Origin of the sequence: Variovorax sp. SPNA7 (genome assembly GCF_033807855.1) — a bacterium.
Taxonomy (GTDB): Bacteria; Pseudomonadota; Gammaproteobacteria; order Burkholderiales; family Burkholderiaceae_C; genus Variovorax; species Variovorax beijingensis.
The window spans coordinates 2,660,275-2,683,509 of record NZ_CP138513.1 but is presented as its reverse complement, the minus strand read 5'-3'; the positions used below and the strand labels follow the sequence as shown (position 1 = coordinate 2,683,509).

Genomic DNA, 23,235 nt, shown 5'->3' with positions numbered 1-23,235 from the left:
ATGCTAGCGCGGCAATCCGCCGCACAATGCGCCGATGGGCAACAGCCGGTTTTTCCTCGGGGCTGCAACATGCCGCAGCTGACCAGACTCCCCGCCCCCTGCCTGCGTTCCTACGTGCGGCTGATGTGGGCCTCGGCCCCTGCGGGCGCGGGCGCCGGGCAGCCGGGCGCGCGCGAGCATGTGCTGCCCACCGGGGGCATGCACCTGGTGTTCCGGCTCTCGGGGCCGCCGCTGAAGCTGTTCGGCGGCCCGGGCGACGTGCGCGGCCAGACCTGCGGCCATGCGATCGTCGGCGGTGCGCGTGCCGCCCCCTACATGCGCGACGTTTCGGTGGCCACGCGATCGGTCGGCGCGCAGCTTCAGCCCGGAGCCGCCCGCGCACTGCTCGGCGCTCCCGAAGACGCGCTGGCCAGCCAGCACACGCCGCTCGATGCGCTGTGGGGTGCGCTGCAGGCCAATGCCGCGCTCGAGCAGATCCATGCGGCGGGCAGCCTCGAAGCGCAGTTGGCGACCTTCGAAGCCTTGCTCGCCCAGCGCGCCATCGATTCACAAAGCGTCGGCCTGCGCGGCCTGCATCCGGCCATTGCCGCAGCGCTCGGTCCGCTCGCGCGCGAGAACCCGTCGATCGCCGCGCTGGTGGCACGCAGCGGCTACAGCCACCGCCGCTTCATCGCTCTTTTTCGCGGGGGCATCGGCCTCGGCCCGAAGGAATATGCGCGCGTGATGCGTTTCGACCGCGCGCTGGCGCTGGCCGGCGACCCGGCGCAAAGCTGGGCCGACATCGCGCTCACTGCGGGCTACAGCGACCAGGCGCACCTGAGCCGCGAGTTCTCGGCGCTGGCGGGCATGTCGCCAGAGGCCTGGCGGCAGTCCGGGGCCGTGTCGCCTCGGCATGTGCCGGCGGCCGCAGGTCAAATTCCTTCAAGACGCTAGCGGTGCGGCGCCGCAGAATCGGCGCCACGACATGGCTTTCCTCCTTCCGAAAGGCAACCCTCATGGCGATCCACGAACTGTTCCCCTATCTCTGCGTCGACGATGCCGGCGCCGCCATCGACTTCTATTGCAAGGTCTTCGAAGTCAAGGAGATCTTCCGGCTCACCGAGCCGAGCGGCCGCGTCGGCCATGCGGAGCTCGACTTCCACAACGGCGCGATCCTGATGATCTCGGACGAGTTCGCCGAATACAACATCCGCAGCGCCAGGACGCTGGGCGGCACCGCGGTGACGCTGCACCTGCACGTGGACGATGCCGACGCCGTGGTGGCGCGTGCCGTGGCGGCCGGCGCCACGCTCGACATGGCGCCGCAGGACCAGTTCTACGGCGAGCGATCGGGCGTGTTCCGCGATCCCTTCGGCCATCGCTGGAACGTGGGCCACAGCATCGAGAAGCTGACGCCGGAAGAAATGCAGCGGCGCTACAGCGCGATGTTCGATTCCGGCGGTGCATAGGCACGGCCGCCCGGAATATCAGGCCGCGGGCTTCGAGGCTTGCCCGCGCACCCGCGAATACCGATGTTCGCGCTTTCTCGCCGCGCCTACTTCCTTCGAGATGGACGAGACCACGGTGGCCCATTCCTCCGGACCGAGCAGCAGCAGCAGCAGCAGCGCGTCGGCCTCTGCGGCGGCGTACGTGTCGCCGGATTCGGTGCGCTCGAGGAGGATCTTTGCCTGTGCAAGGAGGCCGTTGCAGTGGCCGCTGCAAGCCACGCCCACGCAGATGCGCGCTGCGCCTACAGCGTGGTGGCCCGAATGCCGATGAGGCGCTGCAGCGAGTGCAGCAGCAAGGTCAGACCGACCACTTCTCCAGCAGCTTCTCGGCGCCGAGCGAGTCGTAGCCTTCGAAGGGCTGGTGGATCCACGGATTGGTCGGCAGGTACTCGACCGAGTAGTCGGGCGTGAAGGTCGACAGCGCCTTGGTCCAGATCACCGCGCTGCGCAGCTCGGTGATCGGCTTGTAGTTGTTGCGCAGCATGTCCATCACCGCATGCAGCGTGTGGCCCGAGTCGGCCAGGTCGTCCACCAGCAGCACCCTGCCGGCGATTTCGCCCTTGGGCGTGGTGATGAAGCGCGCGATGTCCAGGTGCCCCTGCACCGTGCCGGCATCGGCCCGGTACGAGCTGGTCGACATGATCGCCAGCGGCTTGTCGAAGATGCGCGAAAGCACGTCGCCGGGCCGCATGCCGCCGCGCGCAAGGCACAGGATGGTGTCGAACTGCCAGCCCGACTGGTGGATCTTGATCGCGAGCTTCTCGATCAGGTTGTTGTATTCGTCGTAGCTGACGTAGAGATGCTTGCCGTCTTCGGTCAACATGGTGGGGGTTCGTTCCTGTTCAGTCCGCGAGGTAGGGGTGGCGCATCATGATCGTGTGGTCGCGATCAGGGCTCGTGGAAACCATGTGGATCGGCACGCCCGTGATCTGCTCGATGCGCTGCAGGTAGAGCCGTGCGTTCACGGGCAGCTTGTCGTACTGCGTGACGCCGACGGTGCTCTCGCTCCAGCCTTCGAGGGTCTCGTAGATGGGCGTGCAGCGCTCGATTTCGTCGGCGCCCATGGGCAGGATGTCGGTGGTCTCGCCGTCGAGTTCGTAGCCGGTGCACAGTTCGAGCTTCTCGAGCCCGTCGAGCACGTCGAGCTTGGTGATGCACAGGCCCGACAGGCCGTTGACCTGCGCCGAGCGCTTGAGCAGCGCGGCATCGAACCAGCCGCAGCGGCGGCTGCGGCCCGTGGTGACGCCCTTTTCGGCGCCCACGGTGCTCATGTGGTAGCCCGGCGTGCCCGGCGTGGCCCAGTCGAGTTCCGTCGGGAACGGACCGCCGCCCACGCGCGTGCAGTAGGCCTTGGTGATGCCCAGGATGTAGTGCAGCATGCCCGGGCCCACGCCCGAACCCGCGGCGGCATTGCCGGCCACGCAGTTGCTCGAGGTGACGTAGGGGTAGGTGCCGTGGTCGACGTCGAGCAGCGTGCCCTGCGCGCCTTCGAACAGCAGGTTGGCGCCGGCCTTGTGCGCGTCGTTCAGCTCGCGCGACACGTCGGCCATCATCGGCTTGAGCAGCGCGGCATGGCGCATGGCCTCGTCGAACACCAGGTCGAAGTCGATGGCGGGCGCGCCGAGCACCTGCGTCAGCACATGGTTGTGCAGGTCGAGCAGCACGCGCAGCTTGGTCGCGAAACGTTCCGGGTGCTTCAGGTCCTGCACGCGCAGCGCGCGGCGCGCGATCTTGTCTTCGTAGGCCGGGCCGATGCCGCGGCCGGTGGTGCCGATCTTCTCGACGCCGCCCTTTTCGCGATACGTTTCCCGCGCGATGTCGAGCGCCGCGTGGAACGGCAGGATCAGCGGGCAGGCCTCGCTGATGCGCAGGCGCGAACGCACTTCGACGCCGGCCTTCTCGAGCCCTTCGATCTCCTCGAACAGCTTGGCAGCCGAAAGCACCACGCCGTTGCCGATGTAGCACTTGACGCCCGGCCGCATGATCCCGCTGGGAATCAGGTGCAGCGCGGTCTTCACGCCGTTGATGACCAGCGTGTGGCCCGCGTTGTGGCCGCCCTGGAAGCGGACCACGCCCTGGGCGCTTTCCGTCAGCCAGTCGACCAGCTTGCCCTTGCCTTCATCGCCCCATTGGGTGCCGACGACGACCACGTTTCTTCCGGTGGTTACGCTCATGCTCGTTCCATTACTTCAAAAAATCAGAGGGCTCGGACTTGCCACTGCCCTGCGTGCTCGACGAGCTCGCGGTCGCAATGGAATTCATCGATTTCGCTGCCGTGGCCCGGCAGTACGCAGACCACGATCTCGCCGGCCTTGCGCAGCCCGGCAATGGCATCTCGCAGGCCGGCTGCGTCGCTCCAGGGCGCACGGATGGCGGCGCGCAGCGGACGCGCCGGCAGCACGCCGACCAGTTCGCGCACGTCCAGGCTGAAGCCGACTGCCGGCCGGTTGCGGCCGAACACGGCGCCGACTTCGTCGTAGCGCCCGCCGCGCACCAGCGCATCGGCCGCGCCCGGCACGTAGATGCCGAAGCGCATGCCGCTGTAGTAAGCGTAGCCGCGCAGGTCGGCCAGGTCGAAACTGATCTGCCGCGCCGGATCAGCGCCGAGGCTTGCGGCCAGCTGCTTCAATCCGGCCAGCGCCGCGCTCACGGCCGGCGTGCCCTTGAGGGCCTTGGCGGCCTCGTCGAGCACCGCCGCATCGCCGTACAGCTGGACCAGCGCGCGCAGGCCGTCGCGCGACGCCGCCGGGAAGTTTCGCGTCAGCGCATGCAGCTCGCTCGCATCCTTGGCAACCAGCGCCGCGTGCACGCGCGCCAGCACGGCGGCATCGACCGGCACGCCGGCAAACAGCGCCCGCACGATGCGCGCGTCGGCCAGGTCGACGATCACGCCGTCCTTCAGGCCCGACGCATGCAGGCAATCGAGCGCCAGCAGCAGCACTTCGGTGTCGGCCTCGAGCCCCGCATGGCCATAGATTTCGGCCCCGAACTGCAGCGGCTCGCGCGTGGCGTGCGGCCGGTCGGGACGGGTGTGCAGCACCGGCCCGCAGTAGCAGAGGCGTGCCACGCCTTCGCGGTTCAGCAGGTGGGCGTCGATGCGTGCCACCTGGGGCGTGGTGTCGGCTCTCAGGCCCATGCTGCGGCCGGAGAGCTGGTCGACCAGCTTGAAGGTTTGGAGGTCGAGCGCCTCGCCGGTGCCGGACAGCAGCGACTCGAGGTGCTCGAGCAGCGGCGGCATCACCAGCTCGTAGCCATAGCCACGGGCGGTATCGAGCAGCTGGCGTCGAAGTTCTTCGATGTGGCGCGCCTCGGAAGGCAGCACATCGGCAATGTGATCCGGGAGGACCCAGGCGGACATGGGGATCGGGGGCGTGGTTAAACCGGGATTCTACCGGGCCGCGCTACCCCAGCAGCCAAAGAAGGGCCAAACCCAGCAAGATGCTGCAGAGTCCGAAGAAGCGCAGCTGGCCGTCGCGCAGCTGCATGAGCTGCCCGAAACCGCGCCGCCACCCGCCCGGCGAGACAAAAGGCAGGATGCCCTCGATCACCAGGACGAGCGCCAGCGCACTCCAGAAGATTTCGGCGCTCACGGGCGGCCCGGCGCCGGATCAGCGGCGTGGAGGAGCGTTGCCTGCCGGCGTGCCGGCGCTCTGCATGGCGCGGAAGAAGTCCGACGACGGGTCGAGCACCATCACGTCGCTCTTCTTGTTGAAGCTCTGCTTGTAGGCGTCCAGGCTGCGGTAGAACTGCGCGAACTGTGGATCGCGGCCGAAGGCCTCGCTGTAGGCGGCGGCGGCCTGCGCATCGCCCTCGCCCTTGATCTTCTGGGCGTCGCGGTAGGCGTTCGCCACAATCACTTCGCGCTGGCGGTCGGCGTCGGCGCGGATCTTTTCGCCTTCGGCATAGCCGGTCGAACGCAATTCGTTGGCCACGCGCTTGCGCTCCGCCTCCATCCGGCGGTAGACCGATTCGGTGATGGCTTCCACATAGTCCACACGCGTGATGCGCACGTCGATGACGTCCACGCCCCAGGGCTTGGAGCCCTTCACCACGGCCAGCACCTCGCGCTGCACGTCGGCCATCAGCGCCTCGCGGCGCACCGAGATCAGGTCGCGCACGGTGCGCTTGTTGATGTTTTCCTGGAAGGCGTTGCGCACCACGCGGTTGAGCTGCATGGCGCCCGCGTTTTCGTCGAGGCCGACGTTGCGGATGTAGGCCTGCGGATCGGTGATGCGCCAGCGCACGTACCAGTCGATCACCACGCGCTGCTTCTCGGCCGTGAGCATGGGCTCGGTGTCGAGGCTGGAGAGCGTGAGCAGCCGCTTGTCGATGTACGACACGTTCTGGAACGGCGGCGGCAGCTTGAAGTTCAGGCCCGGCTCGGTGATGACCTGCTTGATCTGGCCGAGGGCATACACCACGCCGAACTGGCGCTGGTCGACGACGAAGAGCGTCGAGCTCAGCAGCACCAGCAGCACGAGGATCGACGAAGCGATGAATCCGATTCTGTTCATGTTCTTACTGGCCTTTTCAACGCACGTCACGATCACGCGAGCGGCCATCGCGGGCGCGGCTCTCGCTCGATGGCGGCGCCACCGGAATCACCGACGACTGGGCTGGCGCGGTACCCGCCACGCTGGGGCTGGCCGCATCGACCGGCGTTGCGGCCGGGTTGTTGCCGCTCAGCTGCATGAGCTTGTCCAGCGGCAGGTACAGCAGGTTGGAGCCTTGCTTGGTATCGACCAGCACCTTGGTGGTGCTGGCATAGATCTGCTGCATGGCGTCGGTGTACATGCGGTCGCGTGTCACCTGCGGCGCCTTCTGGTATTCGGCCAGCACCGCGCCAAAGCGTCCGGCATCACCCTGGGCCTGCGCGACGATGCGCGCCTTGTAGGCCTCGGACTCTTCCTTGAGGCGCGACGAGGTACCGGTTGCACGCGGAATCACGTCGTTGGCATATGCCTGGGCCTCGTTCTTGGCGCGCTCGCGCTCCTGTCCGGCCTTGAGCACGTCGTCGAAGGCGGCCTGCACCTGCTCGGGCGGCCGCACGCCGCCTTGCTGCAGGTTGATGCCGACGACCTCGACACCGACCTTGTAGCGGTCGAGGATGGTCTGCATCAGCGTACGCACGCGCGGCGCGATCTGGTCGCGCTCCTCCGCAAGGGCCGCGTCCATCTTCATCTTGCCGACCACTTCGCGCACGGCGGTTTCCGCCACCTGCACCACGGTTTCGGTGGGCGACTTGCTTTCGTACAGGTAGGCGCGCGCATCGCTCAGGCGGTATTGCACGGCGAACTTGATCTCGACGATGTTCTCGTCTTCGGTCAGCATGGCCGATTCGCGCAGGCCGGTCGACCGCACGATGGCATCGCGGCCGACGTCGGTCGAGCGGATCTGCGTGACCACCACCACTTCGTGGCGCTGGATGGGATACGGCAGGCGCCAGTTGAAGCCCGCGCCCACGGTCGACTTGTAGCGCCCGAACTGGGTCACCACGGCCTGCTGGCCTTCGTTCACGATGAAGAAGCCGGTACCGAGCCAGATCAGAACGGCAACCGCCGCCACCAGTCCGAGCCCGAAGCCGGCATTCTTCATGTCCGGCCGATAGCCATTGCCGCCACCGCCATTGCCGCCGCCGGTGGGGCGATTGCCGCCGCCCTTGCCGCCGAAGAAGCCCCCCAGCTTGCGATTGAGGTCGCGCCAGAGTTCGTCGAGGTCGGGCGGCCCCTGGTTCGGGCCCTGGCCGCGGGGGCGGTTGCCGTTACCGTTATTGTTGTTGCCCGAAGGCGGTGGCGTCGGCGCGCCCGGCGGGTCTGCGTCGGGAGGCCGGTTGCCGGTCGGGCGGTCGCCGTTGGACGACGGCTCGTCGCCACGGCCCCATCGGCCATCGTTCAGGTTGAACATGCCCAGAAACCCTCTCCACGCTGGCTTTGCATTCATTCGCTTCGTTCTCTTGTCAGTGGCGGGATTGTGCCCAATCAATTGGCGGTGTCGTGCAATTCAGTGTCGGCCTCTGGGGTCATCGTATCGCCCAGGGAGCCCGACCGGCGGGCCAGCTCGGCGCGCAGCAGGGGCAGGCCCTCGCCGCTGCGGGCGCTGAGGAAGATGCGCGGGACCCGCACGCCGTCGATTTCCATGTCGTCCTGCAGATGCAGCGGGTGCTGCGCAGTTTCAAGGGCATCGAGCTTGTTGAACACCAGAAGCTGCGGAACGGCCTCCGCACCGATGTCGCGAAGGACGGACTGCACCTCGGCCATCTGCTCCGGGTAATGCGGATTGGAGGCGTCCACCACGTGCAGCAGCAAGTCGGCATCGACGGCCTCCTGCAGCGTGGCCTTGAAGGCATCCACCAGTCCGTGCGGCAGGTCGCGGATGAAGCCGACAGTGTCGGAAATCGAGACCTGCCTGCGGGCGTCGCCCAGGTAGAGGTTGCGCGTGGTGGTGTCGAGCGTGGCAAAGAGCTGGTCGGCCGCGTACGCGCGAGCCTTGACCAGTGCATTGAACAGCGACGACTTGCCGGCGTTGGTATAGCCCACGAGCGAGATGTTGAAGGTCTCGCGGCGCTCGCGCTGGCGGCGCTGCGTGCCGCGCTGCTTCTGCACCTTGGCCAGGCGCTCGCGCGTGCGCTTGATCGATTCGCTGATCATCCGGCGGTCGAGCTCGATCTGCTTCTCGCCGGGACCGCCGCGCACGCCCGCACCGCCCGTCTGGCGCTCCAGGTGGGACCAGCGGCGCACCAGGCGCGTGCTCAGGTACTGCAGGCGAGCCAGTTCGACCTGCAGCTTGCCCTCGTGGGAGCGGGCGCGCTGGGCGAAGATCTCGAGGATGAGGAAGGTGCGGTCATACACCGCCACGTCGAGCTGGCGCTCGAGGTTGCGCTGCTGCGCCGGGCTCAGCGATTGGTCGAAGATGACCTCGCTGGCCTGGTGCATGGCGGCCAGTTCCTTGATTTCGTCGGCCTTGCCGCTGCCGACGAAAAGTGCCGCGTCGGGCGCCTTGCGCTTGCAGACGAGGCGCGCGACAGGCGCGAGGCCCGCGGTCTGCGCGAGCAGGCCGAGTTCTTCGAGCTCGCTGTCGAAATGGGGCAGCCCGAAATCGACGCCGACGAGAACGGCGGCGCCTTCCTGGCGGGAGTTCAGTTCAGACAAGCGGGATCAATATGGAAAAAGCGCGGCGGGGCTACCGCCGCGCTCCGCGCGATCAGGCTGCGGCGTCGTCGTTCTCGGCAGCCGAGAAGTTGACGGCACGACCCGGCACGATGGTGGAGATGGCGTGCTTGTAGACCATTTGCGTCACCGTGTTGCGAAGCAACACGACATACTGGTCGAAAGACTCGATCTGGCCCTGCAGCTTGATACCGTTCACCAGGTAAATGGAGACCGGCACATGCTCGCGACGCAGGGTGTTCAGAAACGGGTCTTGTAGAAGTTGCCCTTTATTGCTCACGATATTCTCCGTGTTCAAGAGTAGTTGTTGGAGAGATGACCTTAACACAGGGTTTCTGCGCTGCAGCAATCGGGGCCAAAAGCCTTTGAAAAATAACGTCTCTCAAAAGGCGGAACTTCCGACCCGGCCATGGCTCATCGGCCGCCAAGCGCGCTCAATCGTCCTTGTCCGCAAAGGGATTTTGCGAGCTTTTGAACTGGATGCGCAAGGGCGTGCCCACCAGATCGAACTCCTTGCGGAAGCGCCCCTCGAGAAAGCGCTTGTAGGCCTCGGTGACGTGCTCCAGCGAATTGCCATGGATGATGATCACCGGCGGATTCATGCCGCCCTGGTGCGCATAGCGCAGCTTGGGCCGGAACATGCCCGCACGCTTGGGCGACTGGAACTGCACTGCCTCCAGCAGCAGCCGGGTCAGCACGGGCGTCGACATCTTCCGCGTGGCCGACTTGTGGGCCTGCGCAATGGCCTGCCACACCGGGCCCAGGCCCTGGCGCTTGATGGCCGAGATGAAATGCAGCGACGCGAACTTGAGGAACGGCAGCCGGGTCTCGATCTGGCGCTGGATCTGCTCGCGCTGGTAGCTGTCGACCGCGTCCCACTTGTTGATGGCAATCACCACCGCGCGGCCGCTTTCGAGGATGTAGCCGGCAATGTGCGCGTCCTGGTCGGTCACGCCCTGCGTGGCATCGAGCAGCAGCAGCACGACGTTGGCCGACTCGATGGCCTGCAGCGTCTTGACCACCGAGAACTTCTCGATCGCCTCGAACACCTTGCCCTTGCGTCGCAGGCCGGCCGTGTCGATCAGCTCGAAGCGCTGCCCGTTGCGCTCGAACGGCACCGAGATGGCGTCGCGCGTGGTGCCCGGCAGGTCGAACGCCACCAGGCGCTCTTCGCCAAGCCAGGTGTTGATCAGTGTGGACTTGCCGACGTTCGGCCGTCCGGCCACCGCCAGCTTGATGGGCTTGTTGACGTCGTCCTCGTCCGCTTCGTCGTCGGGATCGGGCAGGTTCAGCGGTGCGAGCGCCAGCTCGACCAGGTCGCGCATGCCCTGCCCGTGCGCCGCGGACACGCCATGCACGTCGCCGAAGCCGAGTTCGTAGAAATCGACCAGCTTGGTGCCGTCGTGCATGCCTTCGGCCTTGTTGGCCGCCAGCACGCAGGGCTTGCCGAGCCGGCGCAGTTCGTTGGCAATGTCGTGGTCCTGCGCCGAAAGGCCTTCGCGGGCATCGACCACGAAGATCACGACGTCGGCCTCGGCCACGGCCTGCCGCGTCTGCTTGGCCATTTCCTTGTAGATGCCGCTGCCCGCATCGGGCTCGAAGCCGCCGGTGTCGATCACGATGAACTCGTGCTTGCCCAGGCGGCCGTTGCCATAGTGGCGGTCGCGCGTGAGTCCGGCAAAGTCGGCGACGATGGCGTCGCGCGTCTGCGTCAGGCGGTTGAAGAGGGTCGACTTGCCGACGTTGGGCCGCCCGACCAGGGCCACGACCGGCTTCATGGCCGGCCTTTCAGGGGCGCGGTTTTCATGGTCGGGCCTTGCAAAGAGTTATTCAGGGCGATATCCAAACACACCGCCGTTGGCGGTCACCACGACCACCGTGTTGCCGGCCATCACCGGGGTGACGCCAATGGCGGAGCCATCGGGCGTGACGCGATTGAGCAGCGCACCGTCTTCGCGTGAAACGAAGTGCAGCGTTCCATTGCTCTCGCCGATCACCAGCGAACGGCCCACCGCCAGCGGCCCGGTCAGGACACGGTTCTTGAAGCGGGTCGATTGCCAGGCGCGCTCGCCGTCGGAACGGCGCCAGGCTGTGACACTGCCATCGGCCTCGGTGCCGTAGACGAAGCCCTCGTCGCCGCTGACGCCCTCGGCGCCCACGGCAGGCTTGCTCCAGAGCAGCTGGCCGCGCACCGTGTCGACGCAGCCGACGTTGGCGTAGTAGGCACGGGCGCACACGGTGTCGCCGACGCGGCTCACGCTGCCGGTCAGGTCGACCAGGCGCTCCACGTCGTTGGTGCCGCGCGGCGCCGCAATGGGCGCTTCCCAGCGCGAGGTGCCATTGGCCGGGTTGATGCCGACCAGCCGGCCACCGATGCCCGAGATCAGCGTATCGCCCACGGCGATCAGCACGCCCGACTTCTTGAGCACGAGGTTCTCGGCCGTGCGCTGCTGCAGCCAGAGGCGGCGGCCGCTCTGGCCATCCCAGGCGCTGATGCTGCGGTCGGCGGTCTGCACGAAGACGCGGCGGCCGGCCACCAGCGGCGCGGTGAAGGCCTGGGCCGAGAGCCGCTGCTTCCACAGGACCTTGCCGCCTTCGATGGCCACGAGCTGGTTGTCGGCGGTGACCACTGCGGCCAGCGAGCCGTCGCTGCCGACGCCTGCTGCGAGCTTGGCGCCCGCGTTCGCGCGCCAGGTTTCGCGGCCGGCACGGGCATCGATGGCCACCACGGTACCGTCGCTGCCGGCCACGGTGACGATGTCGCCGCTGACGTCGGTGGCCAGCGGGAAGCCCACGGCCGGGATGCGCACGCTCCAGGCTTGGCGCACGCCGAACAACGCGGGGTTGGCGGGCAGTTCGGCCGGCTTGGGCTTGCTGGTACCCGAACAGGCAGCCAGCATTGCGACCAGAACAATGGCCGAACCTGCACGCAGGACGGACGACTCAGGCATGAAACGCTTGAAATTCATAGTGCGATCAGGAATTTTTGGGGGCTGCCGGCGTGACCGTGATCACAGGTGCCAGACTCTTCGGATCGACGCCGGCGGCGTTGAGCTTGAATTCGACCAGGCGCCGGTAATCGGACGCCGGGCCAAGGCCGGTCCAGGCCTTGCGGTATTCGGCCTGCGCTTCGGCGCGCTTGCCCTGCGCCATGTAGATGTCGCCCTTTCGGTCGGCCACGAGCGGCTCGAACTCCTTGGGCACGTCGCCGGAGAGCTGCTTGAGCGCTTCGTCGTACGACTTGCTGTCGAGCAGTTCAGCCGCCAGCCGAAGCTTGGCAACGGCCTTGTAGCCCGGATCGACAGCGCTTTGCGCAACCCAGCCGAGCGCCGCCTGCGAGGCCTCGAGGTTGCCCTTCTCGTACAGCGCCTTGGCGGCCAGCAGGCCCGCCTGCTGTGCATAGGCGGTGCCGGCGAAGCGTTCCTTCATGTCGCCGAGCACGCGCTGGATGCGTTCCACGTCGCCGGACTGCGTGCTGCGCTCCACCTCGTCGTAGAGGGCAGCGGCCTGCGCCGCCTTGTTGCGCTGGAAATATTGCCAGCCGTTCCAGGCCACGAAGGCCCCCGCCGCAAGCAACACCACCCAGGTGATCAGGGTGCCGTAGGTGTTCCAGAAATGCTTGAGCTGGTCGAGCTGTTCCTGTTCGTCGAGATCGAGATGGGTTGCCATGCGTGTCAATAGGTTGAGGAGCCCCCGGGATCCGGCGTGCCGGATCCGCCCCCCGAGGGGGAGCGGGAAACTTGGGAACGGCCCGGCGTTTCCCTGGAAGCCGGCGATTGTAGGGTGGCGGCCCATGTGGCCACCTCGGCGAGAGGCCGCGCCACCTGTTCGCCAGCGCCTTCGCGCAGCGATTTGACGGTGACTTCGCCGCGCGAGAGCTCGTCTTCGCCAAAGACCAGCGCATAGCGCGCTCCGCTCGCGTCGGCTTTCTTGAACTGCGCCTTCATGCTGCCGCCGCCCGCATGCTGCAGCACGCTCACGCCGGCGGCGCGCAACCGCTCGAGCACGACCATGACCTGCGGCAGCGCGGTGGCCGAGGGCACGACGGCGTAGGCCGCGGGCGCTGCGGCGGGCACCGGCAGGCGGAGTTCCTGGATCAGCAGCAGCAGCCGCTCGATGCCCAGGCCGAAGCCGACGGCCGGCGCAGGCTTGCCGCCCATCTGGCCGATGAGGCCGTCATAGCGCCCTCCTCCGCAGACGGTGCCCTGCGAGCCGAGCTGGTCGGTGACCCATTCGAAGACGGTCAGGTTGTAGTAGTCCATCCCGCGCACCAGGCGCGGATTGACGCGGTAGTCCAGCCCTGCGGCGTCGAGCACAGCGCGCACCGCATCGAAGTGCGCGCGCGACTCCTCGCCGAGGAAGTCCATCAGCTGGGGCGCGGCCTCCACCACTGCCTGCATGGCGGGATTCTTGGTATCGAGGATACGCAGCGGATTGCTGTGCAGGCGCCGCTGCGCATCGGCATCGAGCACGTCGGCATGCGCCTCGAAATGGCGGATCAGCGCTTCGCGGTGCGCCTGGCGCTCGGCCGGCTGGCCCAGGCTGTTGATCTCCAGGCGCACATGCTCGCCTTCGACCAGCCCGAGCTCGCGCCACAGGGCCCGCACCATGAGGATCAGCTCGGCGTCCACGTCCGGGCCGGGAAAGCCCAGCGCCTCGACGTCGAGCTGGTGGAACTGGCGGTAGCGGCCCTTCTGGGGACGCTCGTGGCGGAACATCGGCCCCATCGTCCACAGGCGCAGCGGGCCGTTGTAGAGCGCGTTGTGCTCGACCATGGCGCGCACGATGCCGGCGGTGGCCTCGGGGCGAAGCGTGAGCTTGTCGCCGTTCATCGCGTCGGTGAAGGAGTACATCTCCTTCTCGACGATATCGGTCACCTCGCCCAGTCCGCGCACGAACAGCGCCGTGGGTTCGACCACCGGCGTCAGCATGTACTGGTAGCCGTAGCGGACCAGGAGCCCGCGCACCGTCTGCTCGAACCACGACCAGAGGGCCGAATCGGGCAGGCGGTCGATGCGCGGCACGCTCGCCGGCAATATGTCGTTCATGCCTTTGACGGCATTGATCTTGTCAGCCATGGGAGAAAGTGGTCAGGCGACGTCGGCAGCCTGATGCTGGCCGAAGCGCTTTTGAATGTAGTTTTCGACGAGCTGGTGAAACTCGTTGGCGATATTGTCGCCGCGCAGCGTGAGTGCCTTTTCGCCGTCGATGAAGACCGGGGCGGCGGGCGCCTCGCCGGTGCCGGGCAGGCTGATGCCGATGTCGGCATGCTTGCTCTCTCCGGGGCCGTTGACGATGCAGCCCATCACGGCCACCTTCAGGGTCTCGACGCCCGGGTACTTCTTGCGCCAGACCGGCATCTGCATGCGCAGGTAGTCGTCGATCTGCTTGGCCAGTTCCTGGAAGGTGGTGCTCGTGGTGCGGCCGCAGCCCGGGCAGGCGGTGACGCTCGGCACGAACACGCGCAGGCCCAGCGCCTGCAGGATCTCGTTGGCGATCAGCACTTCCTGCGTGCGCGACTCGCCCGGCTGCGGCGTGAGCGACACGCGGATGGTGTCGCCGATGCCCTCTTGCAGCAGGATGGAAAGCGCCGTGGCCGACGCCACCGTGCCCTTGGTGCCCATACCGGCTTCGGTGAGCCCCAGGTGCAGCGGATAGTCGCAGCGCTTCGCGAGTTCGCGGTAGACCGAGATCAGGTCCTGCACGCCGCTCACCTTGCACGACAGGATGACCTGGTTGCCGGCCATGCCCATCGATTCGGCCAGCTTGGCGGATTCGATGGCCGAGGTGATGAGCGCCTCGTACATCACCTGCTTCGCATCCCAGGGCTCGGCGCGCTGGCTGTTGATGTCCATCAGGCTGGCCAGCAGTTCCTGGTCGAGGCTGCCCCAGTTGACGCCGATGCGCACCGGCTTGTTCCAGCGCATGGCCGCATCGATCATCTGGCCGAACTGACGGTCGCGCTTGTCGCCCTTGCCCACGTTGCCGGGATTGATGCGGTACTTGCTCAGCGCTTCGGCGCAGGCCGGATAGTCGGTGAGCAGGCGGTGGCCGTTGTAGTGGAAGTCGCCGATCAGCGGCACGTCGATGCCCATGCGGTCGAGCTGCTCGCGGATGTACGGCACCTGGGCCGCGGCCTCCGGCGTGTTGACGGTGATGCGCACCATCTCCGAACCGGCAATCGCGAGTTCCTTCACCTGGATGGCCGTGCCGACGGCATCGACGGTGTCGGTGTTGGTCATGGACTGCACCCGCACGGGCGCATCGCCGCCCACCGTCACGGTGCGCGGTCCCCAGACCACCTGGGCCTGGCGCGAACGGCGCGCCTTGGGCGCCGCCGATTCGATGGGTTGGGGAGTGCAGTCGGTCACGATTTCACCTCGAAACGCGCCACGCCGCCGCCGCGCGTGACAGGCTTCAGATCGTAGGGCTTTCCGTGCACCTGCACATCGACCGCCGATGCACGCCCCACCACCACCGACAGCGGCAGCGTTCCCGACAAAGCCACCGTTTCGCCGGCCTGCAGGCTGCGGCGCAGCAGTTGCTTGCCGCCGGCTTCCGTGACCGTGATCCAGCATTCCTCGCGCGCGACGAAGACCAGCTGCTGGCTGCTGGCAGGTGCCGCAGCAACAGCCGCAGGCGCCGCAGCGGTCGCGCTGCCCGCCGGCAGGGCTGCCGCGGAGGGCGCGCCCGGCGCCGCGGGTGCAGCCGATGTTGGGGGAGCCACCGGCGACACCGGCGCGCTCTCGACCACGACGGACGATCCGCCAGGAGCCGGCGCAGCCACCGGCGCTTCGGCCACCGAACCGGTGTCGCCATCGCTGCGCGACGACGTCCAGCGCGACACCGAGGCCCCGACCTGGTCGAACACCGACTGGGGCAGCCAGAACAGCACGGCTGCGCCGACCAGCAGCAGCCCCACCACCGTCAGCAGCGCGCGCGACGGAAGCCCGCTGGAGCGCCCGCCATTCCAGCGCGGCGTTCCGGAAACGATATTGCTCTTGAGGGTGCGGTCGGCCAGTGCCAGCGCCGCGCGCTGGGCGCCCGGCAGCTTTGCGAGCACCGGCCCGGGATCGATGCGCAGCGCGCGGCAGACACTGCTGGCCAAGGCCCGCGCAAAGACCGGGTCGGGCAGCGAAGCGATGTCGTCCGCCTCGAGCGCAATGAGCTTCTGCGGCGGCACCTTGAGCGCCGCGGCCACCATTTCGATGTGCAGGCCGTGCGCCTCGCGCGCTTCGCGGAGCATGTCGCCGGCTGTCTTGTGCGTGATGTCGCCTTCCTCGATCGGCAGTGCCGCGGAAGTGCCGAACTCCGAAACCCGTTCAGTCATTGAAATTCCCGCGCTCGTACGCTATTGCCTCCCGGGACTGCGGAAAGCGCCGTTGCAGTTGCCCTCCCAACTGCGCCACTGCTTCGCGGTTGTTGAGCCGTCGTTCGATCTTGATGCCGAGCCAGAGCGTCTCGGCGCTGGCCGAAGGGCTGTTGTTGACGCGGCGGATGTAGAACTGCGCACGCGACCACTCTTCGCGCTGTGCCAGCAGCGAAGCCAGGTTGAATCCGACCACCGGATTCCCGGCGTCGATCTCATAGGCCTGCATGAGGCTGCGCTCCGCCTCGGCGCGTTGGCCCGCCCTGAGCTGGCAGACGCCCTGGGTCATGAGCGTCTTGGCACGGTCGGTATAGCTCGGCACTGCCAGAGCCTCGGTGAACTGCTGGGCCGCATCGCCATAGCGGTTCTGCTGGCACAGCAGCCAGCCGTAGTTGTGGCGGGTGTTGGGATCGCGCGGATTGATGGCAATGGCGCGGCGGAAGCTGTCTTCCGCCAGGCCCGCATTTTCGAGCCGCATGTAGACCAGGCCGCGCAGGCTGTAGGCGTCCGCATAGTTGGGATCGGCAACCAGTGCCTGCTTGATCTCGTCGAGCGCAACGGTGGTCTGGCCGTGCTCGAAGTAGCCGGCGGCGAGCTCCATGCGCAGGCGCGCGCGGCGCTGCCGGCTGCTTTCGTCGGATTCGGTCACCATCTCGGCACCCTGGCCCGAGCTGGTGTCGGCCAGGCTGGTGGTGGTGGTTCGGGTGTTGACGCAGCCCGCGAGCAGAAACGCCACTGCGACGCCGGCAAAGCCCGCAGCCATCAGTCGCTGCGCGCTCGCGGTCGTCATCGGAAAGGCCATCCTCATTAGGTCAATGCTCCTGGGGGGTGGTCTTGCGAACCGGATGCAGAACAACGGTGCGCTCGGAGACACGGCGCTGGGCCATGCGTTCGGCCGCGCGGGTACGATCCTTGACGTCGCCGGCCAGCTGTCCGCAGGCCGCATCGATGTCGTCGCCGCGCGTCTTGCGCACGGTGGTCACGAGGCCGGCCTCGCTCAGCACCTTGGCAAAAGCCAGCACCCGCGGCTGCGGCGAACGCAGCAGGCCCGAGGCCGGAAACGGATTGAACGGAATCAGGTTGAACTTGCACGACACGCCATGGGTGCGAACGAGCTCAACCAGCTGCCGCGCGTGCTCGGGCTGGTCGTTGACGCCATCGAGCATGCAGTACTCGAAGGTGATGAAGTCGCGCGGCGCATGCACCAGGTAACGCTTGCAGGCCTCGAGCAGCTCGGCGATCGGATACTTGCGGTTGAGCGGCACGAGGTCGTCGCGCAGCGCATCGTTCGGTGCATGCAGCGACACGGCCATGGCCACCGGGCAGTCGGCGCCCAGGCGGTCGATCATCGGCACCACGCCGGAGGTCGACACGGTCACGCGGCGGCGCGACAGGCCGTAGGCGTTGTCGTCGAGCATGGTGCGCAGCGCCGGCACCAGGGCGGTGTAGTTCTGCAGCGGCTCGCCCATGCCCATCATCACCACGTTGGAGATGACGCGCTCGTCGCGTTTCAGGTGCTTGCGCAGGAAGTGTTCGGCAAACCAGAGCTGGGCGACGATTTCGCCCGTGCTCAGGTTGCGGCTGAAGCCCTGGTGCCCCGTGGAGCAGAAGCGGCAACCCACCGCACAGCCGGCCTGGGACGACACGCACAGCGTGCCGCGGTCGTCTTCGGGAATGAATACGGCTTCGACGGCATTGCCGTCGCCGACGTCGAACAGCCACTTGATCGTGCCGTCCTTGGATTCGTGCTGCGTGATGACCGGCAGGGCCTCAACGCGAGCGGTGGTGGCGAGCTTTTCGCGCAGCGACTTGGCCAGATCGGTCATCTGGGCGAAGTCGCTGGCGCCACGCTGGTGGATCCAGCGGAACAGCTGCGTGGCGCGGAATCGCTTCTCGCCGAGCTTTTCGCAGAACGCAGCCAGCCCCTCGAGATCGAATTCGAGCAGGTTGGCCGTGGTCATGAAATCAGCTGGCGTGCGGCTTCAGCGCGCGTAGACGTTGAGGCCGGCGAAGAAGAACGCCACTTCGTTGGCTGCGGTTTCGGGAGCGTCCGAACCGTGCACGGCGTTGGCATCGATGCTGTCGGCGAAGTCGGCGCGGATGGTGCCCGGGGCCGCCTTCTTGGGGTCCGTGGCGCCCATCAGGTCGCGGTTCTTGGCAATGGCGTTCTCGCCTTCGAGCACTTGCACGAACACGGGGCCGGAGATCATGAAATCGACCAGGTCCTTGAAGAACGGACGTTCCTTGTGGACCGAGTAGAACTGCTCGGCTTCGTTGCGCGACAGATGCACGAGCTTGGCGGCAACGATCTTGAGGCCGGCAGCTTCGAAGCGGGAAACGATCTTGCCGATGACGTTCTTGGCGACGGCGTCGGGCTTGATGATGGAAAGGGTACGTTCGATAGCCATTGAAGTGCTTCCTGAGCTTTGATTTTGAAGTGATTTGTCACAACTGCAACGAATATGTTGCATCGTAAGTCGACAAAGCCTCTGATTTTAACCGGCGCAGCCCCCGGGATTGGTGAAAACCCCGCGAAAGGCTGCGCTGGAGAACTGGCTTTCAGCGCCCGCGGCGCCGGTTCCCGCCGGGGCCGCCCTGGCCGCCGAAGCCACCGCCGCCGCCCGGGCCGCCGCCGCGGCGCCCCGGACCCTGCCGCTGCTCCTTGCGCTGGCGCGAGAAGCTGTCGGCGCCGATGTAGCCGAGCGAGGTCTTCATCGGATCGGGCTGGTTCGCGCCGCTCGGCGGGCGCTCCTCGCCCTGGCGGTTGCCGCGGTTGTTGTTGCTGTTGCCGCGGCGTCCTTGCGGCGGCATGCCGGCGTTGCCACCGCCACCGCCGCGGTTGCCACGCCCACCGCGCTCGCCACGCGGCGGCCGGCCGTCGCCGAGCGGATTGGGAATCGGCGCCTCGCGGCCGTCATCGCGCATGTCGCGCGGCTGCTGCTGTCCGCCGCCGGCGTTGCGGTTGCCGCGCCGCTTCTTGTTGCGTCCGTTGCGCCCGCCGCCGGCGCCTTCCTGGCCCGGTCCGCGCTGCTGCTGCGGCGGACGCGGCGCGCCGCCGCCCGAGGCCTGGAACAGCGCGTTGATGTCGCGCTCGTCGAGCTCCATCCAGGCGCCGCGCTTCAAGCCGCGCGGCAGCACCATGGCGCCATAGCGGATGCGGATCAGCCGGCTGACCGCATGGCCCACCGATTCGAACAGGCGCCGCACTTCGCGGTTGCGGCCTTCGGAGATGGTGACGCGGTACCAGTGGTTGGAGCCTTCGCCGCCGCCCTCCTCGATGGTGCCGAACTGGGCCATGCCATCGTCGAGGCGAACGCCTTCGAGCAGCTTCTTCTTTTCCTCGGCATTGAGCGCGCCGAGCACGCGCACGGCGTACTCGCGCTCCAGGCCGAAGCGCGGATGCATCAGCTGGTTGGCCAGGTCGCCGGAGCTGCTGAACAGCAGCAGGCCTTCGGTGTTCAGGTCGAGCCGGCCGACCGATTGCCACTTGCCCTGCTGCAGGCGCGGCAGCTTGCGGAACACTGTCGGGCGGTTCTGCGGATCGTCGTGCGTCACGACCTCGCCCACCGGCTTGTGGTACGCGATGACGCGCGGCGGCGGCGGCGCAATGCGGTAGCGGATCGGCTTGCCGTTGATCTTGACCTGGTCACCGTACTGGATGCGCTGGCCGATGTGGGCCGGCTCGTTGTTCACCGAGATGCGGCCCTGGAGAATGAGCGCTTCCATTTCGAGCCGCGAGCCCAGGCCGGCCTGCGCCAGCACCTTGTGCAGCTTGGGCGAGTCGGCCTCCGGCAGCAGCACGCGCTTGAGCGGCGGGACTTCGGGGCTCTCTTCGTCGGCGTCGAACTGGCCCGAGATGACGTCCGCGAAACGGATCGGCTCGGGCGGCGGCGCGTTGCGCTGCTCGCGCTCGGCGGCGCGGCGTGCGCGGTCGAGATCGTCCTCTTCCTCGTCGGGCTCTTCTTCCTCTTCTTCATCGTCGTAGGAGGAAGCGCGGGCATCCTCTTCAGCGCGGTCTTCCACGCGACGCTCCTGGGGTTCGGCGCGTTCGACTGGCGCGGCCGGCGCGGCGGCAGTGGCGGGTTCGTCGGCGACCGGTGCGGCGGCAGGCGCCGCATCGGCCACCTGGGCCACGGGTTCGGAAGTTTCGGTTGCCGCAGCAGGCACTGCTGCGGGCTCGCCCTCCCCGGCCGCCGGTTCCACGGGCTTCTTGCGGCGTGGGGCGCGCGGCTTCTTCGGCGCCTCGCCTTCGGCCGCGGCTGCCGTGGGCAGGCCCGCTTCGGCGTCCGCAGACGGACCGGACACGGCCGCCTTCGCCTTCTTTTTCTTGGGTTCGGGCTGGGCCGGCACGATTGCCGCGTCGTCGATGTCGGAGGAGCTCATGAGGTTTTTCCGGGGGGAACAGCGTGGGGATCGGTCTCGTCGGGCGACGGGGCTTCGGTTTCGAGCTCGACGGATTGCTCGACTTCCATGGGGGCCGGAAAGTCCGCCGGCTCTTCGGGAGAGGCCGCGTCCTCGGCGAATTGCGCAGCGGCGGCTTCGAGGGCTTCAGGGGCCTCGTCGACCAGGGCGGGCGCGGCGTCTGCTTCGGAGTCCGGCATGCCCGAGGCATCGGCATCGGATTCGTTCGGCACATCCATCGGCAGGCCGGGCTGGTTGCCCGATGCCTGGTCGAGCGCGTCGACCAGTGCCGCCTGCTGGGCCGGCGTTTCGATCAGCGGCAGCTGGTCGAGCGATGCGAGGCCGAGGTCGTCGAGGAACTGCCGCGTGGTGGCGTACAGCGCCGGCCGGCCGACGGTTTCGCGGTGGCCGATCACCTCGACCCAGCCGCGGTCCTCGAGCTGCTTGAGGATGAGGGAGTTGATGGTGACGCCGCGGATGTCTTCCATGTCGCCGCGCGTGACCGGCTGGCGGTAGGCAATGATGGCCAGCGTTTCGAGGGCGGCGCGGGTGTAGCGCGGCGGCTTCTCGGGGTGCAGGCGGTCGAGGTGGTCGCGCATCTCGGGCCGGCTCTGGAAGCGCCAGCCGCTGCCGACACTCACCAGCTCCAGGCCGCGCTGCGCCCAGTCTTCCTGCAGTTCGAGCAACAGCACCTTGATCGTGTCCACGCCCAGTTCGTCGTCGAACAGCACGCGCATGTCGCGCACCGGCAGCGGCTGGCTCGAACAGATCAAGGCGGTTTCGAGAATGCGCTTGGCATCCGCCGTATTCATGGTTTGCGTTATCCGGGAAAAGGCGTCTCGGGGACGCTTGTTCAGAAGGATGGAAAGAAGGCGCTGCCGGCACGCGGCGAGTGCAACGCAAGGCCGGCATCGGGGTGGCCGGCGCGGCCCTCGGGCCGTCAGGCGCGATTGTAATCCAGCCCCAGCGTCTGGAGCGCCTGAACCAGATCGGCCGGCGGAAGCGAGCGCAGTTCCAGCGCGGCTTGTGTGACGGGATGCACGAATGCGAGCCTGAAGGCGTGCAGCGCCTGCCGCCCCAGCCCCGCGGCCGGCGCGCCGCCGTAGAGCGCATCGCCGATCAGCGGATGCCCGATGGATGCCATGTGCACGCGGATCTGGTGCGTGCGGCCCGTTTCGAGCGTGCAGCGCACGGCACAGGCCTGCGCGTTGCTGTCCAGGCGCTCGATGAGCGTGCGTGCCGTCTTGCCGGCATGGCGCTCGAGGTCGACCACGGCCATGCGCAAACGGTTGCGCGGATCGCGGCCGATGGGCGCGTCGACCTGCCGGGCTGCCGCGCCGGCCCAGGGCTTGTGCCCGAGCGCGAGGTACTGCCGCTTGACCTCGCGCGCGGCGATCAGCGCCACCATGGCATCCATCGCGGCCCGGGTGCGCGCCACGACCATGAGCCCGCTGGTGTCGCGGTCGAGCCGGTGGACGATGCCCGCGCGCGGCAGCAGCGCGGCCTTGGGGTCGAGCGCCAACAGGCCGTTCAGCAGCGTGCCGCTCCAATGGCCCGGCGCCGGATGCACCACCAGGCCGGCCGGCTTGTCGATGATGCGCAGGTGCTCGTCCTCGTGCACCGTGACGATGTCCATCGCCTCGGGCCGGAAGGCCTGGCTCTGCGGCGTCGGCCGCAGCTCAATGCGCCCGGTCTGCCCGGCGCGCACCGTGGCGGAAGCCTTCAGCAGGGTGCGCCCCTGCAGTTCCACGGCGCCGGCTTCGATCAGCTGTTGCAGATAGTTGCGAGAAAATTCCGGCACCAGGGCGGCCAGCGCGCGGTCCAGCCGCTGGCCATGCTCGGCCTGGCCCACCGTGAAGGGCCGCAGTTCGCTGGATTCGACCGGGTCGGCGCCCTCGTCCGCCTCGGCGGCGTCGGGGACCATGTCCAGGGGGTCGGTCGATATAATTGAGGGCAACTGTTTCACGAAAGCCGTATGTGATGTTTCGCGCCAAATTATCGGTCCCCTCCTGGATCGCGCTCAGCGCGGCAGCGCTGCTTGCAGCCGGCTGCTCCTCCACCTCCGTCGACAAGACCGCCAACTGGAGCCCCAACCGCATCTACGCCGAAGCCAAGGACGAAGCGGGCTCCGGCGCCTACGACAAGGCCGTGCCGCTGTACGAGAAGCTCGAGGGCCGCGCCGCCGGCACGCCGCTCGCGCAGCAGGCCCAGCTCGAGAAGGCCTACGCCCAGTACAAGTCCGGCGAAAAGGCCAATGCCATCGCCACGATCGACCGCTTCCTGAAGCTGCATCCGGCCAGCCCGGCGATCGACTACGCGCTCTACCTCAAGGGCGTGATCAACTTCAACGACGACCTCGGCATGTTCGCGTTCCTGACGCGCCAGGACCTGTCCGAGCGCGACCAGAAGGCCGCCAAGGAATCGTTCGAGTCGTTCAAGGAACTGGCAACGCGCTTCCCCGAGTCGCGCTACGCGCCCGACGCGCGGCAGCGCATGAACTACATCGTGAACTCGCTCGCACAGTACGAGGTGCACGTGGCGCGCTACTACTACTCGCGCGGCGCCTACCTTGCGGCGATCAACCGCGCGCAGCTTGCGCTGTCCGACTACCGCGAGGTGCCCGCGCTCGAAGAAGCGCTGTACATCATCGTCCGCTCCTACGATGCGCTCGGCATGAAAGACCTGCGCGACGACGCCCAGCGCGTGCTGACCACCAACTATCCGCAAAGCGAGTACCTGGCGCGCGGCTTCAAGGGCAAGGACGATCCGTGGTGGAAGGTCTGGTAATCCGCTGAAACGACAAAAAGCCCTT

At 67.6% G+C, this 23,235-nt stretch carries 24 protein-coding genes; 3 read left to right on the top strand and 21 right to left on the bottom strand.

All coding sequences use genetic code 11. The features are described 5' to 3' along the window. The first annotated feature begins 69 nt into the window (after window positions 1-69). Together RZE77_RS12415 and RZE77_RS12410 are read left to right on the top strand one after the other, a co-directional pair. Window positions 70-933 (top strand): helix-turn-helix domain-containing protein, encoded by an 864-nt coding sequence (locus RZE77_RS12415; RefSeq protein WP_319442092.1) that lies wholly within the window; start codon window positions 70-72, stop codon window positions 931-933. Between the two features lie 62 nt (window positions 934-995). Further along, window positions 996-1,448, top strand: a complete 453-nt coding sequence (locus tag RZE77_RS12410) for a VOC family protein (protein WP_319442091.1) — start codon at window positions 996-998, stop codon at window positions 1,446-1,448. An 18-nt stretch (window positions 1,449-1,466) separates the two neighbouring features. Here RZE77_RS12410 and RZE77_RS12405 read toward each other — a convergent pair whose 3' ends face one another. From RZE77_RS12405 to RZE77_RS12305, 21 genes are all read right to left on the bottom strand, one after another. Next, window positions 1,467-1,712, bottom strand: coding sequence for a hypothetical protein (locus tag RZE77_RS12405; RefSeq protein WP_319442090.1), 246 nt, complete (start codon window positions 1,710-1,712; stop codon window positions 1,467-1,469). Window positions 1,713-1,785: 73 nt separating this feature from the next. After that, entirely contained in the window at window positions 1,786-2,310 is a 525-nt protein-coding gene (locus tag RZE77_RS12400) for a phosphoribosyltransferase (RefSeq protein WP_012747318.1), read from the bottom strand. A gap of 19 nt (window positions 2,311-2,329) precedes the next feature. Next, window positions 2,330-3,661 carry an adenylosuccinate synthase gene (locus RZE77_RS12395; RefSeq protein WP_012747317.1) on the bottom strand — a complete coding sequence of 444 codons (1,332 nt, stop codon included), beginning with the start codon at window positions 3,659-3,661 and terminating at the stop codon, window positions 2,330-2,332. 23 nt (window positions 3,662-3,684) lie between these two features. Beyond that, window positions 3,685-4,845 carry an ATP phosphoribosyltransferase regulatory subunit gene (locus RZE77_RS12390; RefSeq protein WP_319442089.1) on the bottom strand — a complete coding sequence of 387 codons (1,161 nt, stop codon included), beginning with the start codon at window positions 4,843-4,845 and terminating at the stop codon, window positions 3,685-3,687. A 43-nt stretch (window positions 4,846-4,888) separates the two neighbouring features. Next, window positions 4,889-5,077: a DUF2065 domain-containing protein gene (locus RZE77_RS12385; protein WP_012747315.1), complete on the bottom strand. Its 189-nt coding sequence runs from the start codon at window positions 5,075-5,077 to the stop codon at window positions 4,889-4,891. A gap of 18 nt (window positions 5,078-5,095) precedes the next feature. Then, window positions 5,096-6,001 carry a protease modulator HflC gene (gene hflC / locus RZE77_RS12380; protein WP_319442088.1) on the bottom strand — a complete coding sequence of 302 codons (906 nt, stop codon included), beginning with the start codon at window positions 5,999-6,001 and terminating at the stop codon, window positions 5,096-5,098. Between the two features lie 16 nt (window positions 6,002-6,017). Beyond that, entirely contained in the window at window positions 6,018-7,391 is a 1,374-nt protein-coding gene (hflK, locus tag RZE77_RS12375; RefSeq protein WP_319442349.1) for an FtsH protease activity modulator HflK, read from the bottom strand. Between the two features lie 74 nt (window positions 7,392-7,465). Then, window positions 7,466-8,635: a GTPase HflX gene (hflX, locus tag RZE77_RS12370; RefSeq protein ID WP_319442087.1), complete on the bottom strand. Its 1,170-nt coding sequence runs from the start codon at window positions 8,633-8,635 to the stop codon at window positions 7,466-7,468. A gap of 52 nt (window positions 8,636-8,687) precedes the next feature. Then, entirely contained in the window at window positions 8,688-8,933 is a 246-nt protein-coding gene (gene hfq, locus RZE77_RS12365) for an RNA chaperone Hfq (RefSeq protein WP_012747311.1), read from the bottom strand. A 154-nt stretch (window positions 8,934-9,087) separates the two neighbouring features. Continuing rightward, window positions 9,088-10,431, bottom strand: coding sequence for a ribosome biogenesis GTPase Der (gene der / locus RZE77_RS12360; RefSeq protein ID WP_018902785.1), 1,344 nt, complete (start codon window positions 10,429-10,431; stop codon window positions 9,088-9,090). Between the two features lie 48 nt (window positions 10,432-10,479). Further along, window positions 10,480-11,622 carry an outer membrane protein assembly factor BamB gene (gene bamB / locus RZE77_RS12355; RefSeq protein ID WP_319442086.1) on the bottom strand — a complete coding sequence of 381 codons (1,143 nt, stop codon included), beginning with the start codon at window positions 11,620-11,622 and terminating at the stop codon, window positions 10,480-10,482. Between the two features lie 7 nt (window positions 11,623-11,629). Further along, the gene (locus tag RZE77_RS12350; protein WP_319432055.1) at window positions 11,630-12,322 is read right to left on the bottom strand and encodes a YfgM family protein; all 693 of its coding nucleotides are present in this window, start codon (window positions 12,320-12,322) and stop codon (window positions 11,630-11,632) included. A 5-nt stretch (window positions 12,323-12,327) separates the two neighbouring features. Continuing rightward, window positions 12,328-13,731 carry a histidine--tRNA ligase gene (gene hisS, locus RZE77_RS12345; protein ID WP_319442085.1) on the bottom strand — a complete coding sequence of 468 codons (1,404 nt, stop codon included), beginning with the start codon at window positions 13,729-13,731 and terminating at the stop codon, window positions 12,328-12,330. 12 nt (window positions 13,732-13,743) lie between these two features. Continuing rightward, window positions 13,744-15,024 (bottom strand): flavodoxin-dependent (E)-4-hydroxy-3-methylbut-2-enyl-diphosphate synthase, encoded by a 1,281-nt coding sequence (ispG, locus tag RZE77_RS12340; RefSeq protein ID WP_319442084.1) that lies wholly within the window; start codon window positions 15,022-15,024, stop codon window positions 13,744-13,746. Next, entirely contained in the window at window positions 15,021-15,983 is a 963-nt protein-coding gene (locus RZE77_RS12335; RefSeq protein WP_319442083.1) for a helix-turn-helix domain-containing protein, read from the bottom strand. Before RZE77_RS12335 ends, ispG begins: the two co-directional genes overlap by 4 nt. Beyond that, window positions 15,976-16,830, bottom strand: a complete 855-nt coding sequence (pilW, locus tag RZE77_RS12330; RefSeq protein ID WP_319442082.1) for a type IV pilus biogenesis/stability protein PilW — start codon at window positions 16,828-16,830, stop codon at window positions 15,976-15,978. Before pilW ends, RZE77_RS12335 begins: the two co-directional genes overlap by 8 nt. Before the next feature lie 4 nt (window positions 16,831-16,834). After that, window positions 16,835-17,983, bottom strand: coding sequence for a dual-specificity RNA methyltransferase RlmN (gene rlmN, locus RZE77_RS12325; RefSeq protein WP_319442081.1), 1,149 nt, complete (start codon window positions 17,981-17,983; stop codon window positions 16,835-16,837). A 21-nt stretch (window positions 17,984-18,004) separates the two neighbouring features. Further along, window positions 18,005-18,430: a nucleoside-diphosphate kinase gene (ndk, locus tag RZE77_RS12320; protein ID WP_012747302.1), complete on the bottom strand. Its 426-nt coding sequence runs from the start codon at window positions 18,428-18,430 to the stop codon at window positions 18,005-18,007. Between the two features lie 151 nt (window positions 18,431-18,581). Continuing rightward, window positions 18,582-20,405 (bottom strand): pseudouridine synthase, encoded by a 1,824-nt coding sequence (locus RZE77_RS12315; protein ID WP_319442080.1) that lies wholly within the window; start codon window positions 20,403-20,405, stop codon window positions 18,582-18,584. Further along, window positions 20,402-21,235 (bottom strand): SMC-Scp complex subunit ScpB, encoded by an 834-nt coding sequence (scpB, locus tag RZE77_RS12310; protein ID WP_319442079.1) that lies wholly within the window; start codon window positions 21,233-21,235, stop codon window positions 20,402-20,404. The genes RZE77_RS12315 and scpB overlap by 4 nt, the downstream gene beginning before the upstream one ends. 128 nt (window positions 21,236-21,363) lie before the next feature. Next, complete coding sequence (locus RZE77_RS12305) at window positions 21,364-22,347, bottom strand: RluA family pseudouridine synthase (RefSeq protein ID WP_319442078.1); 984 nt, start codon at window positions 22,345-22,347, stop codon at window positions 21,364-21,366. Between the two features lie 56 nt (window positions 22,348-22,403). On the opposite strand from RZE77_RS12305, the gene RZE77_RS12300 reads away from it, so the two are divergent. Continuing rightward, window positions 22,404-23,210, top strand: coding sequence for an outer membrane protein assembly factor BamD (locus tag RZE77_RS12300; RefSeq protein WP_319432038.1), 807 nt, complete (start codon window positions 22,404-22,406; stop codon window positions 23,208-23,210). Window positions 23,211-23,235 lie beyond the last annotated feature (25 nt).